12 protein-coding genes are annotated in these 13,857 nt (G+C 61.0%); 9 read left to right on the top strand and 3 right to left on the bottom strand.

Annotated elements, in window-relative coordinates:
* Positions 1-621: 621 nt before the first annotated feature.
* From rpsT to mutM, 3 genes are all read right to left on the bottom strand, one after another.
* Positions 622-897 carry a 30S ribosomal protein S20 gene (rpsT, locus tag PY650_RS03190; RefSeq protein WP_285877615.1) on the bottom strand — a complete coding sequence of 92 codons (276 nt, stop codon included), beginning with the start codon at positions 895-897 and terminating at the stop codon, positions 622-624.
* A 192-nt stretch (positions 898-1,089) separates the two neighbouring features.
* A complete protein-coding gene (locus tag PY650_RS03195) occupies positions 1,090-1,863 on the bottom strand; it encodes an enoyl-CoA hydratase (protein WP_285877616.1) in 774 nt (257 codons plus the stop codon).
* A gap of 17 nt (positions 1,864-1,880) precedes the next feature.
* The gene (gene mutM, locus PY650_RS03200; protein WP_285877617.1) at positions 1,881-2,771 is read right to left on the bottom strand and encodes a bifunctional DNA-formamidopyrimidine glycosylase/DNA-(apurinic or apyrimidinic site) lyase; all 891 of its coding nucleotides are present in this window, start codon (positions 2,769-2,771) and stop codon (positions 1,881-1,883) included.
* Positions 2,772-3,017: 246 nt separating this feature from the next.
* Here mutM and ubiE point away from each other — a divergent pair, with 246 nt between their 5' ends.
* The 9 genes from ubiE (at position 3,018) to PY650_RS03245 (ending at position 13,837) form a co-directional block, all read left to right on the top strand.
* Positions 3,018-3,794 carry a bifunctional demethylmenaquinone methyltransferase/2-methoxy-6-polyprenyl-1,4-benzoquinol methylase UbiE gene (gene ubiE, locus PY650_RS03205; RefSeq protein WP_285877618.1) on the top strand — a complete coding sequence of 259 codons (777 nt, stop codon included), beginning with the start codon at positions 3,018-3,020 and terminating at the stop codon, positions 3,792-3,794.
* A gap of 62 nt (positions 3,795-3,856) precedes the next feature.
* On the top strand, positions 3,857-5,431 hold the full coding sequence (gene ubiB, locus PY650_RS03210; protein ID WP_285877619.1) for a 2-polyprenylphenol 6-hydroxylase: 1,575 nt from the start codon (positions 3,857-3,859) through the stop codon (positions 5,429-5,431).
* A 187-nt stretch (positions 5,432-5,618) separates the two neighbouring features.
* A complete protein-coding gene (locus tag PY650_RS03215; protein WP_285877620.1) occupies positions 5,619-7,202 on the top strand; it encodes an aromatic amino acid lyase in 1,584 nt (527 codons plus the stop codon).
* Positions 7,203-7,227: 25 nt separating this feature from the next.
* Entirely contained in the window at positions 7,228-8,613 is a 1,386-nt protein-coding gene (gene ertD / locus PY650_RS03220; RefSeq protein WP_285877621.1) for a hydantoin-5-propionate amidohydrolase, read from the top strand.
* Positions 8,610-9,884: a Zn-dependent hydrolase gene (locus tag PY650_RS03225; RefSeq protein WP_432761483.1), complete on the top strand. Its 1,275-nt coding sequence runs from the start codon at positions 8,610-8,612 to the stop codon at positions 9,882-9,884. The genes ertD and PY650_RS03225 overlap by 4 nt, the downstream gene beginning before the upstream one ends.
* 3 nt (positions 9,885-9,887) lie before the next feature.
* Positions 9,888-10,988, top strand: a complete 1,101-nt coding sequence (gene ertC / locus PY650_RS03230; RefSeq protein WP_285877622.1) for a thiohydantoin desulfurase — start codon at positions 9,888-9,890, stop codon at positions 10,986-10,988.
* An 18-nt stretch (positions 10,989-11,006) separates the two neighbouring features.
* On the top strand, positions 11,007-11,336 hold the full coding sequence (locus tag PY650_RS03235; protein ID WP_285877623.1) for a TfoX/Sxy family protein: 330 nt from the start codon (positions 11,007-11,009) through the stop codon (positions 11,334-11,336).
* A gap of 39 nt (positions 11,337-11,375) precedes the next feature.
* Positions 11,376-13,037, top strand: coding sequence for a thiourocanate hydratase (gene ertB, locus PY650_RS03240; RefSeq protein ID WP_285877624.1), 1,662 nt, complete (start codon positions 11,376-11,378; stop codon positions 13,035-13,037).
* 125 nt (positions 13,038-13,162) lie between these two features.
* Positions 13,163-13,837 carry a spermidine synthase gene (locus PY650_RS03245; RefSeq protein WP_285877625.1) on the top strand — a complete coding sequence of 225 codons (675 nt, stop codon included), beginning with the start codon at positions 13,163-13,165 and terminating at the stop codon, positions 13,835-13,837.
* Positions 13,838-13,857 lie beyond the last annotated feature (20 nt).

Here is a 13,857-nt window from a genome sequence, read left to right on the forward strand (position 1 = left end):
ATTTTTCTCCCCTCCCCACAGCCACTCTTGGGACTTAGGCTGCAAAGAGCAGACAAGTTTCCTCGTTCCGCAGGCGTTATCGCCTGTGGCCTTAACTCGTCAACTGTTTGAAAAAACGGAACTGAACCGCTCCGTCACAAGGAACAAAAAACCACCCTCACTGCCGTTAGTGGCAGTGCTTGCAAAAGCCGTTTCAGATGATATCCGCGCCCCTTGTTGGAAGCCATTTAGGCAGGATCGCATGCAGAGATCAACGATGAATTTTACACAAAATTAAGAGGCGGTCCTTGACTCTGGAAGCCGTTTTTGAGTGTCACAACCCCGTCAAAAAAGAATCGCTTTTGAATCAAGGAGATTCGCGTTCAGCGCGATTCACACAGGTTTGAAAACAAAAAAAATAAAAAATCCCTTGACTCACTCGGGAGCCTGCAGCACGTCACGCAGATCACCCAACATTATGGCATCCTGCCATAACTATTTGTTTTTAAACAAACATTTCTGTCACTTCAGTGACATGATCAGCCGGCTACATTTTAACGATACGGGTCGATTTTGACAGAATCCAAAAAGCCCGGCGCAAGGGCCGGGCTCAAGTTTAACGATCAAATCGTTAAGGAAAAATTACGCCGTCGGAGCCGAAAGCGCCTTCACACGCTTGGCAAGACGCGAGACCTTGCGGGAAGCGGTGTTGGCATGCAGGACGCCCTTGGTGGCAGCGCGAGCCAGTTCCGGCTGCGCAACTAGGAAGGCTTCCCTCGCACGATCCGCATCACCCGATGCGATGGCTTCTTCAACCTGGCGGACGAAGGTGCGAACGCGCGAGCGACGAGCCTTGTTGACTTCGGTGCGGCGGGCGATCTTGCGGGTCGCTTTTTTCGCCGAGCTGGTATTGGCCATGTATGCCTCTCTTAGAATTCGAACATAACTCCGTCAATGCAGCGCGGACCTTGCGGCCTCTTCATCCAGCAATACGGGAGCAATTGCGGAAAACCAGATCGGCTTTCCAAACTGTGGCGGGCATATAACCGGAATGAGCGGCGGCGTCAACGCGGATTCTCACGGAACCCGCGCAATTCCAGAATCTCGCTTTCACCTGTTCTTGAAGACAGGTTTGCGCTTTTCGATGAAGGCGGCCATGCCTTCTTTCTGATCCTCGGTGGCAAACAGGCTATGGAAAAGCCGGCGCTCGAAGCGCAGGCCTTCTTCCAAACTCGTCTCCAGTGCCCGGCTGACCGCCTCCTTGGCCATCAACACCGAGGGACGCGACAGCGAGGCGATCTTGGCCGCGGCGGCCAGCGCCTCTTCGATGAGCTTGTCGGCCGGCACGACGCGTGACACCAGGCCGGAACGCTCCGCTTCGGCGGCATCCATCATCCGGCCCGTCAACACTAGATCCATCGCCTTCGCTTTGCCGACGGCGCGCGTCAGGCGTTGCGAGCCGCCCATGCCAGGGATAATACCGAGCGTGATCTCAGGTTGACCGAATTTTGCGGTATCGGCGGCAATGATGAAATCGCACATCATGGCAAGCTCGCAGCCGCCACCGAGCGCAAAGCCGCTGACAGCGGCAATGACGGGCTTGCGTGCTTTGGCGATTTCGTCCCAGCCGCTGATGAAATCGCTTTTGTAGACATCGGCGAAATCGAGCGGTTGCATTTCCTTGATGTCGGCGCCGGCGGCAAAGGCCTTCTCCGAACCGGTCAGTACGATTGCGCCAATCGCCTCGTCGACATGAAAGGCGCCGTAGGCCAGCTTCAATTCGGCGAGCACAGTCGAATTCAGCGCATTCAGCGCCTGGGGCCGGTTGAGCCTGATGAGACCGACAGGCCCATGCGTTTCGACGATCAAGGTTTCATAAGCCATTTGTCTCTCCCTTCACATTAGTTCTGGCAGGAGGCGCAGAAAAAGGACGAGCGCCCCGCCTGGACGATGCGGGCGACCGTACCGCCGCAGCCGGGCGTGCTGCAAGGCTCTGTCTCTCGGTCGTAGACGGAAAAGGAATGCTGGAAATAGCCGAGCGAACCATCCGTCTGGATATGGTCACGCAAGGACGATCCCCCGGCGGCGATCGCATCGGCGATAACCTCGCGGATCGCACCGACCAGCCTCGGCAATTCCTCCTTCGGCTTGCCGGCTTCGGTCACCAAAGTCCCGGCGGCGCGCAGCGGCGATAGATGCGAACGCCACAGCGCCTCGCACACATAGATATTGCCTAGGCCGGCGATATTCTTCTGGTCGAGCAGCGCGCTCTTTAACGGCTGTGCCTTGCCCGCGAACCGTTCGGCCAGATAGTCGGCACTCAATTCATTGCCGGTCGGCTCGGGGCCGAGATCGCGAAAGGACGGGTGGCTGGCGAGATCCGCACGCCGGGCGATATCCATGAAGCCGAAGCGGCGCGGATCATTGTAAATGACGCGCGTATCGCCGCCGGCGCCCTTCAAATGAAAGACGACGTGATCATGCTTCTCGTCCTTGGAGCGCGGATGATGGAATTCACCGGGTGTATTAGCAGCCGTTTCATTCTCGACGCGGAACGAGCCGGACATGCCGAGATGCGATATGATCGTCATGCCGTCGTCGAGATCGATCAGAAGATATTTCGCGCGTCGCGACAGCGACGTGATGCCGCGGCCGGAAACCAGGCGCGAAAACTCAAGCGGGAAGGGAAAGCGCAAGTCGTTGCGGCGCAACTCCAGTTCGGCAAGCAGCGCGCCTTCCATCGAAGGCGCAAGCCCGCGCCGGACGGTTTCGACCTCTGGTAATTCCGGCATTGCTATCCATCTTTATGTTTCAACCGCTTATGATCTGAGCTATAGCCCAAGGCATTGCGGCCGGTGACCTGGCTCATGAGATAGCGTGGCAAACGCGATTTCGCTATGGTCCGCCGCTGATTACTGCATAATTCCTTAGATCGGAATCGATTTAAGAATAAAATTATGCAGCAGATTTAAAGTGCTACAGCGACCTTTGCGTGTCACATGTGATGCGCGGCGCTCTAGTGTAACGGAGTTGAACTGATGGCAGAAAGCCGCACCTCCGCCGAAGGCGGCATGGAAACATCCTATGGCTTCCGCGAAGTGGCCGATGGCGAGAAGCAAAGCCTCGTCAACGAGGTCTTCCACAAGGTCGCCAAGCGCTACGACATCATGAACGACGTCATGTCCATGGGCCTGCACCGAGCCTGGAAGGACGCGATGATCGCTGCGCTCAATCCGCGCAAGGACCCTGCCTACAGGGTTCTCGACGTCGCCGGCGGCACGGGCGACATCGCCTTCCGTATCGTCGAGGCCTCGGACCGGCTGGCACATGCGACCGTGCTCGACATCAACGGATCGATGCTTGCCGTCGGCGCCGAGCGCGCGGCGAAGAAGAAGCTTACCGACAACCTCACTTTCGTCGAAGCCAATGCCGAAGAACTGCCCTTCGAGCCCAATTCGTTCGACGCCTACACGATCGCCTTCGGCATCCGCAACGTGCCGCATATCGATGTGGCGCTGAAAGAAGCCTATCGTGTGCTGAAGCGCGGCGGCCGGCTGCTGGTGCTGGAATTTTCCGAAGTCGATCTGCCGCTGCTCGACCGTGTCTACGACGCCTGGTCCTTCAACGCCATTCCGAAGTTCGGCAAGGCGATCACCGGCGATGCCGAACCCTATCAGTATCTGGTGGAATCGATCCGCAAGTTTCCGAACCAGCAGGATTTCGCGACAATGATCCGCGAGGGCGGCTTTTCGCGCGTGAGCTTTACCAACTATACCGGCGGTATCGCCGCCCTGCACTCCGGATGGAAGCTCTGACGCATGATACCGAAAAATGTGAAGCGGTTTTCGGCTGGCATCAAGCGAGACCTTGAGACCTGATGAGTGCTTTCAACGCATATTTCGGCCTTGTCAGGGTCGGCTGGGTGCTGGTGCGCGAAGGCGTGGTCATCGCGCTTCCGTCCGAAGGATTGCCGCCCTCCGTCAGCCTTGCCAAATCCTTCGTCAGCATTTTTGCCCGCAGCCGCGCCAAGACCCAGGCGCGCAGCGACCGTCTGGCCAAGGCCGTCGAGCGCCTCGGACCTTCCTATGTCAAAATCGGCCAGTTCCTGGCGACGCGACCCGATGTGGTCGGCGTCGACATGGCCAATGACCTGTCGCAATTGCAGGACCGCATGGCTTTCTTTCCGCAGGCCGCGGCAAGGGCTGCGATCGAGGGTTCGCTCGGTCGCCCGGTCGACGATCTTTATGTAAGCTTTGACGAACCTATTGCCGCCGCATCGATTGCGCAGGTACATCCGGCGGAAGTGCAGACCGCAGAAGGCCGCAAGCGCGTTGCAGTCAAGGTGGTCCGGCCTGGCGTTCGGCAGCGTTTCGTAAACGATATCAAGGCGATGTATCTTGTCGCCCATCTGCAGGAACGCTTCATGCCGTCGAGCCGCCGCCTAAGGCCCGTCGAAGTGACGCGGACACTGGAGCAGACGACCAAGGTGGAGATGGATCTGCGGCTGGAGGCGGCAGCGCTGTCCGAGATCGCCGAAAACACTATGAAGGATCCCGGCTTCCGCGTCCCTAAGGTCGACTGGGAGCGCACCGGCCGGGACGTCATCACCATGGAGTGGATCGACGGCGTCAAGATGTCTGACGTCGAGGGGTTGAAAGCGGCCGGCCACGATCTCAACGTGCTCGCCGATACGCTGATCCAGTCTTTCCTGCGGCACACGCTGCGCGACGGCTTTTTCCATGCCGACATGCATCCAGGCAATCTCTTCGTCGATGCCGAGGGGGAGATCGTGGCCGTCGACATGGGCATCGTCGGGCGGCTCGGCAAAAAGGAGCGGCGCTTCCTTGCCGAAATTCTCTTCGGCTTCATCACCCGCGACTACGTTCGCGTTGCCGAGGTGCATTTCGAAGCCGGCTACGTACCGGCACATCATAATACCGAGAGTTTCGCGCAAGCGATCCGCGCGATCGGCGAGCCTATTCACGGCCAGCCGGCCGAAACGATTTCCATGGGCAAACTGCTGACGTTACTCTTCGAAGTGACCGAGCTTTTCGATATGGAGACGCGGCCGGAGCTGGTCATGCTGCAAAAGACCATGGTCGTGGTCGAGGGCGTGTCGCGCATGCTCAATCCGCGCTTCAATATGTGGAAGGCTTCGGAGCCCGTCGTCGGTGACTGGATCCGCACCAATCTCGGACCCAAGCGCATTGTAACCGACCTGCGCGACGGTTTGAAAGCCGCCGTGAAACTCGCCGAAGCTGCCCCCGAAATCGCCGCCAAGACCGAAAAATTCCACCACGAACTCCTCGCTATGAGCGAAACCGGCCTGCGCTTCGATCCGCAGACAGCGGAAGCGATCGGCAAGGCAGAAGCGAAACACAGCCGTTCAGGACGCCTGGCGCTCTGGATCATCGCGCTGACGCTGCTTTATATTGCATGGCATTTGAGCTGACCTATTTCTACGGCTATGCCGTTTAATGGAAGTGCGTATCTCCCCCTTTCGGTTGTAGTGCGTCATTGAAGGCGCTGCGGCAGGTTTTGCGTGTGCTTTTGCATATGTGCGCGGCAGGTGTTCGTCATTTGGGATATCCCAAAATCAATGGTGCTCGCTTAGCCTTGCAGGAAAGGAGAACAGCAATATGGAGCGTCAGAAGGCCGACATCGAACTCACCGGACAGCCCCTGGGGTTCAGCGATCTGGTGCGGATCGGCGCCGGCGTCGTGATGCCCACGGCATCGGAAACAGGTCTGGCGCGTGTGCGCGCGGCGCGTGAGGTTCTCGAAAGCACGATCGAGGCCGGCATGCCCGTCTACGGCTCGACCACCGGTGTCGGGGCGATGAAGGATGTGGAGTGGTCGCCCGAGGACCTCGACACCTTCAATCTTGGTCTGGTGCGTGCGCATCATTTCGGCACCGGAGCCCCCTTTTCCATGTCCGTCGTGCGCAACGCCATGGCGATCCGCGTCAATACGGCGCTGACCGGCCGGGTCGGCTGCTCACCGGAGCTGATCGACGCCTATCTCCAGCTTCTGCATGCGGATGTCATTCCCGTTGTGCGCCGCACCGGCTCGATCGGCTGCGCCGATATCGGCCTGATGGGCCAGATCGGAGCGGTGCTGACCGGGGTCGGCGAGGCCGTCTATCACGGCCGGCGCATGCAGGCGGCCGATGCGTTTGCAGCGGCTGGTGTCACTCCGGTAAAGATGCTGCCGCGCGACAGCCTGGCCTCGCTCAGCGTCAATGCTGTAAGTTTCGCAGCGGCAGCCGAGACGACCCGCAATGCCGCCTCCTCGACCCGTGTGCTGCTTGCGACCGGCATGATGGCGGCCGGCGCGCTTGGCGCCTCGCGTGATCCCTGGCACGCGGTACGCCATGTCGGCACGGCGCGCGAGGCTCTAATCGGCGCCTGGCTCTGCAATGCCTCCGAAGAATGGCCTTGGCCCGTCGCGACGCATGTGCAGGACCCCTTAAGCCTGCGCATGATCGGCCAGGTCTTCGGCGCGGTGATCGAAAATCTCCTGACCGCCGGCCACAAGATCCTGGCCGCGACCGGCCGCTCCGACGATAACCCCGTCATCGTCGACGGTCGCGTCATGACGTCGGGTGGCTCCTTGCCGCTCGATGTGACAATCCTGCTCGAGGCTGCGGTCATCTGCATGGCGCATGCAGCGCGCAACGCCTTCAATCGATGCGTCCTGCTCGGCAATGGCCAGCGGCGCGGCTTGCCGGTCAATTTGGTGCCGGAAGGCAAAATAGCTACCGGTTTCGGCCCGATCATCAAGCTTGCCGGCGAGATCTTTTCGCGGGTGCTGTCCATGTCTAATCCGGTATCGGCGCAATCTCTAGTGGTCGCCGCCGGCATGGAGGACGAAGCGGCTTTCCTGCCGCTGGTCATCGAACGTTTCGAGCGGCAAATGCGGGCGCTGAAACGCCTTGCGGCGCTGGAAGCGTTGCTCTCGGCGCAGGCGATCGACATTCTCGGCGACAAGCCGGAGGGTGTGGCCCGCATGCTATACGACGTCGTGCGCAAACATGCCGAATTCTACGTCGTCGACCGGCCGCTTTCGGCGGAAGTCGAAGCGATCGAAGAGGAACTCGGTTCTGAGGCCTTCGTGTCCGAAATGATCGCCCAGGCGCCGATCCTCGCCTATGATGATTTCTTCGCCCTCGGCTCGCTGGAGCGGGTCGAAGAGCGGCTTTATCGCGACGCTGTGGCGATCTGAAGAAACGGTTGAACGGAGACTGGACATGGCTGACTTCGATCTCGTTTTGCAGGGCACCGTGGTTCTGCCCGAACGCATCGTGGAGGAGGGTTATGTCGCCGTGCGTGAGGGCAAGATCGCCCAGATCGGCATCGGCATCCCACCCGCAGCGCGCGAACGGCATCTCCTCGGAAAAGCGCTGATCCTGCCCGGCGCGATCGACGCACAGGTGCATTCGCTCTCTCAGAAGGACCAGGAGGATTTCATCTGGTCGACGCGCTCAGCAGCGGCGGGCGGCGTCACCACCATCGTCGACATGCCCTATGATGAAGGCAACCTCGTCTGTTCGGAGGTAGCCGTGAAGAAGAAAATCGACCATGCCTCGCCGCAAGCTCGTGTCGACTTCGCGCTTTACGGCACGGTCGACCCGGAGGAAGGTCCCGCACGCATCCGCGAAATGGTCGAGGCCGGCGTCGCCGCCTTCAAATTCTCGACATTCGGCACGGACCCGAAGCGCTTCCCGCGCATCCCGCCCGCCTTGCTCGACGCCTGCTTTGCCGCGATCGCCCCGACGGGACTGACGGCCGGCGTGCATAACGAGGACGATGAAGCGGTACGGACCTATATGGAGCAGGTGAAAGCGAGCGGCGTTACCGATTACCGCGCGCATGGTCTATCACGGCCGCCGATCACCGAACTGCTCGCCATGCACACCATCTTCGAGACCGGTGCGGACACCGGCTGCCCGGCGCATGTGGTGCATTGCTCGCTCGGCCGCGGCTACGATATTGCTCGCGCCTACCGCCGCGACGGCTTCGAGGCGACGGTGGAGTGCTGCATCCACTATCTGACCCTGAACGAGGAAAGCGACGTGAAGCGCCTCGGCGGCAAGGCGAAAATCAATCCGCCGATCCGCCCGCGCGCCGAAGTGGAGACGCTGTGGCGCAAGGTGGCTGAAGGCAATGTCTGGCTGGTCTCGACCGACCATGTCAGCTGGTCGGAAAATCGCAAGACCAATCCGGACATGCTGGCGAATGCATCGGGCGTTCCAGGCCTCGAAGTCATGGTGCCGCTCTTCGTCAAGGGCGCATTGGAACGAGGCGTGCCGCTCACCTGGGCAGCGAAGCTGATGGCGCAGAATCCCGCCAAGCATTTCCGCTTGGACCATGTCAAGGGCGCGCTGACGCCCGACAGGGATGCAGATATCGTCGTGTTGGAGCCGCGGGAAACCGTCTACGACGCCGCTTCGAGCGGCAACAATGTCGTCGGTTGGAGCCCTTATAACGGCATCCGCCTGCCTTGGACGGTGTCCGCCGCGTATCTCAGAGGCAAGCAAATTGCCAATGGAAACAAAGTGCTGGCCGAGCCAGGCAGCGGCAGATTCGTCCGGCCACTTCCCCGCCAGATCATCGCCGGAGAGGCCTTACAATGAACCAATCAAAACGCCACAATCTACCCGTCAACGCCGATCGCATTGCCGAAGATATCGACGCCCTTGCCCGGATCACCGAGCCCGATCATCCCTGGACGCGCCGCGCTTTCTCGCCACTCTTTCTGGAAGGTCGTGCCTATATCGAAGCGCGCATGAAGGCGGCGGGGCTGGAGACCCGCATCGATGCCGGCGGAAACCTGATCGGCCGCCGCGCCGGCGCAAAACCCGGCCTCGGGACAATTATGGTCGGCTCGCATTCCGACACCGTGCCCGATGGCGGCCGCTTCGATGGCATTGCCGGTACGATTTCGGCGCTGGAAGTAGCCCGCTCCCTCAGGGAGCGCGGTATCGAGCTGGATCATGACCTGGAGATCGTCGATTTCCTGGCCGAGGAAGTTAGCATCTTCGGCGTCTCCTGCATCGGCAGTCGCAGCATGACCGGGCAGATCCCCGAGGCGTGGCTCACCCGCACCAGCGGCGACCGCACGCTTTCGCACGGAATTGCCGAGGTCGGCGGCAATCCCTCGGTGCTGCTGACGCAGAAGCGCCCGGATCTCGCCGGCTTCCTGGAGCTGCATATCGAGCAGGGTCCGGTACTGGAAGCCGAGAACAAGGATATCGGAATCGTGACTGCAATCGCCGGCATCACCCGCATCGAGATCACCGTGGAAGGCCGCGCCGACCATGCCGGTACGACGCCGATGGACCGGCGCTCGGATGCGCTGGTGGCAGCCTCGCAGCTCGTGCTCGACATCCGGAGCCGAGCAGCCGAACAGGCAAAGAAGCCGGGCCATTTCGCCGCAACGGTCGGCGAATTCCGCATCGAGCCGAACGCCGCCAATGTCGTGCCATCGAAAGTCGTGCTGCTGATCGACGGCCGCGCCGAAATCCGCAGCCACATGGAACAGTTCCTAACCTGGATCGACGGTCAGGTGCAGACCATCGCCGCGGACTATGGCGTGACGATCAACCCGCCGGTGCGCGTCTCCGATAACATGCCGACGCCGGGCGCTCAGGTGTTGCTCGAAACGCTGGAACGGGCTTGCGACACGGTTGGCGCAAAGCATCGCCGCATGGCATCAGGTGCTGGTCACGATACCGCCTGGATTGCCAAGGTCGCGCCTGCCGCCATGATCTTCGTGCCCTGCAAGGAAGGCCGGAGCCATTGCGCCGAGGAATGGGCCGAGAATGATGACATCGCCATGGGCGCCGCCGTTCTTTTCGAAGCGGTACGCGACATGGACAAGAACCTCAAACAGAACCGGGAGTAGTCAATGGGACGCGTACTCGTTGCCAAGGATGTCGAGGCGGCCGTCAAGGGTGGCTCCGTCTATGCGGCTGGCGGAGGCGGTTGGGCCGATCACGGCCGCATGCTCGGCTATGCGGCGGTCAATGTCGGCAAGCCAGAGCTGGTATCGATCGAGGAGCTCGCTGACAACGACTGGATCGCAACGGCGGCCGCCATCGGCGCGCCGGCGTCCACCACGCCTTGGGAGATGCAGGGCATCGACTATGTGAAGGCCGTGCAGATCCTGCAGGACGAACTCGGCGAGAGGCTCTCTGGGCTGATCATCGGCCAGAACGGCCGGTCCTCGACGCTGAACGGCTGGCTGCCGTCGGCCATTCTCGGCACCAAGGTCGTGGATGCGGTCGGCGATATCCGCGCGCACCCGACCGGCGATATGGGCTCTATCGGCATGGCGGGTTCGCCCGAGCAGATGATCCAGACGGCCGTCGGCGGCAATCGCGCGGAAAACCGCTATATCGAATTGGTGGTGAAGGGTGCGACGGCGAAGATTTCGCCGATCCTGCGCGCGGCATCCGACCAGTCCGGCGGTTTCATCGCCTCCTGCCGCAATCCGCTACGCGCCTCCTATGTCCGAACGCACGCGGCGCTCGGCGGCATCTCCATGGCGCTCTCGCTCGGCGAAGCGATCATCGAGGCGGAAAAGAAGGGCGGCAGCGCCGTCATCGACGCTATCTGCAAGACAACCGGCGGCCACATTATTGCCGAAGGCACGATCGGCAAGAAGGATGTCGTCTACACCAAGGAAGCCTTCGACATCGGCACCATCACGGTCGGTTCCGGCGAGAAGGCCGTCACCATGCATGTGATGAATGAGTACATGGCGGTAGAGGATGCCGACGGCGAGCGTCTGGCAACATTTCCTTCGGTCATCACTACGCTGTTGCCCGAAGGCGAACCCTTGAGCGTCGGCCAACTGCATGAGGGCATGCATGTCTTCATCCTGCATGTACCGATGGACATCATCCCGCTTTCGGCCAGCGTGCTCGATCCAACCGTCTATCCGTCTGTCGAAAAGGCGATGGGTATCGAGATCGCCAAATACGCCCTGACCGGCAAGAAGGGCTGACAGCATTGGGAGAAGACAATGGCCCGCGATGCAGGTCTTGAGGAATTGCTGAAAGAGGAGCTCGGGCAACGGCCAGGGCTCAGCGAAAAAGCGATGTTCGGCGGCTGGGCCCTTCTTCTCAACGGCCACCTGCTTTGCGGCGCCCGCGAGGACGGGATGTTGGTACGCCTCGGCAAGGGCAACGACGCATGGGCGCTGGAGCAGCCTGATATCAAGCCCATGCTGTCAGGTGGCCGCGAAATGAAGGGATGGGTACGCGCCGGGCCTGGCGCCTACGGCAATGACATGTTGCGCAAACGGCTACTTCTGGCCGCGCTGAATTTCGTCGAAGGCCTGCCGCCGAAGTAGCGGCTGCCGAAACAACGATCAATCAGGGAAGGGAATTCCATGCCGAAAGCCAATCCACGTCACCCGAAATTTCCCATTCCGGGCGGCCCGGAGCTGCGCGCCAGGGGCTGGCGGCAAGAGGCCTTGCTGCGCCTGCTCGAAAACGTGCTCTCGGTCGGCGAGGACCCGGACAACCTCGTCGTCTACGCCGCACTTGGCAAGGCGGCTCGCAACTGGGCGGCGCACAGAGGCATCGTCAAGGCGCTGACCGAAATGGATGAGAACCAGACGCTGCTTATCCAATCTGGCAAGCCGATCGGCCTCATCCGCACGCATGACAAGGCGCCGCTCGTCGTCATGGCGAACTGCAACATCGTCGGGCAATGGGCGAAGGCCGAAGTGTTCTACGAGCTGCAGCGCAAGGGTCTGATCTGTTGGGGCGGGCTGACCGCCGGCGCATGGCAATATATCGGCAGCCAAGGCGTCATTCAGGGCACCTATGAAATCTTCATGCGCATCGCGGAACGCCGCTTCGGAGGCGATCTCTTCGGCCGTTTCGTGCTGACCGCCGGTCTCGGCGGCATGGGCGGTGCACAGCCGCTTGCCGGCCGGATGGCAGGCGCCGCGATCCTCTGCGTCGATATCGATGCGGAGCGCGCGAAAAAGCGCCAGCAGATCGGCTATCTTCAGGAGATCGCGCCGGATCTGGATTCGGCCCTTGCGATGATCGATGCCGCAGTCAAGAATAAGCGGGCGCTTTCCGTCGGTCTCGTCGGCAATGCGGCCGAGATCTATCCCGAGATCGCGCGGCGCGGCATCGTGCCCGATATCGTCACCGACCAGACCTCGGCGCATGATCTCGTTTATGGCTATGTGCCGAAGGGCATGAGCTTGCAGCAGGTCAAGGATCTCCGCGATGACGGCCAGGGCCAGCTCATGGCGGCAAGCCGCGCCTCGATCGTCGAGCATGTGAAGGCCATGCTCGATTTCCAGAAAAAGGGCGCCGAAGTCTTCGACAATGGCAACCTGATCCGCACCCAGGCGAAGGAAGGCGGAGTTACCAACGCCTTCGATATCCCGATCTTTACCGAGGCCTATCTGCGGCCGCTCTTCTGCCGCGCGATCGGCCCCTTCCGCTGGATGGCGCTTTCGGGCGAAGAAAGCGATATTGCCCGCATCGACGACCTGCTGCTGGAGATGTTCCCCGACAACAAGATTATCACCAACTGGATCCGCCTTGCTCGGGAGCATGTTCCCTTCGAGGGGCTGCCGGCACGCATCGCCTGGCTCGGCCATGGCGAGCGCACGGCACTTGCCCGCCGCGTCAACGAGCTCGTGGCAAGCGGCGAGCTAAAAGGCCCGATCGCGTTTTCGCGCGATCATCTCGATGCCGGCGCTATGGCGCATCCGAACATCATGACCGAGCGGATGAAGGATGGCTCCGACGCCATCGCCGACTGGCCGCTGATCGATGCCATGATGCTTTGCTCGTCCATGGCCGATCTCGTCGTCGTCCATTCCGGCGGCGGCGGCTATGCCGGCTATATGACGAGCTGCGGCGTGACCGTGGTTGCCGACGGCACGCCTGCCGCCGACGAACGGCTCGATCACGCTCTGACCAACGACACAGCGCTCGGCGTCATGCGCTATGCCGATGCCGGCTATGAGGAAGCGCTGGACGAAGTTGCGAAAAAGGATGTGCCCTATATCCGCCTCGGATAAGTACGTCTGTTCTTACCCGCCTCAAGAGATTATGGTCCCGAGCAAATCGAAACGACCTATTATACACGCAATTCCGGGCGGAAAACCGCTGCGTATTTTCCTGGAATTGCTTTGGAGAGTTGCCCGTGATCCCCTGGACCTTGCTCGACACTGCGAAAATCCCCGGTGGCGGCGAGCTGCGTTTGAAGCAGCGCGGCCAGGAATTTTCCATCATGCTCGGCACCAACGAGCTGATGAATAGCCGCTTGAGCGGCTCCGAGCGGGCGCTTGCCACGCTTTCCTGCGAGAAGATCAAGGGCCGGAAGGCGCCGCACATACTGATCGGCGGCCTCGGCATGGGATTCACCTTGCGTGCGGCACTTGGCGAACTCGGTGCGGACGCCACGATCAGGGTTGCGGAACTGGTTCCCGCCGTTGTGACATGGGCCCGCGGGCCGATGGCAACGGTCTTCGACGGCTGCCTCGACGACCCGCGCGTTGCCATTCATGAAGGCGATGTGCGGTCGCTCATCCGTGCAAGCAAGGCAACTTACGACGCCATCCTGCTCGATGTCGACAACGGCCCCGACGGCATCACATCCGAAGCCAATGACGGCCTTTACGACTATCGAGGCCTGAAGGCGGCGCGTGACGCGTTGCGTCCGGCCGGTGTGTTGGCAGTATGGTCTTCCGGTCCCGATCGGGGTTTCACAAGACGGCTGAGCGACAGCGGTTTCGCCGCCGAGGCAGTCAATACGCGAGCCAACGGCAAGAGCGGTGCACGTCACATCATCTGGCTGGCAACAAAGGGGGGATCATAACGCCTCGAATTGAAATCGTA

This window comes from Martinezella calliandrae (assembly GCF_030272695.1).
Taxonomy (GTDB): domain Bacteria; phylum Pseudomonadota; class Alphaproteobacteria; order Rhizobiales; family Rhizobiaceae; genus Rhizobium; species Rhizobium calliandrae.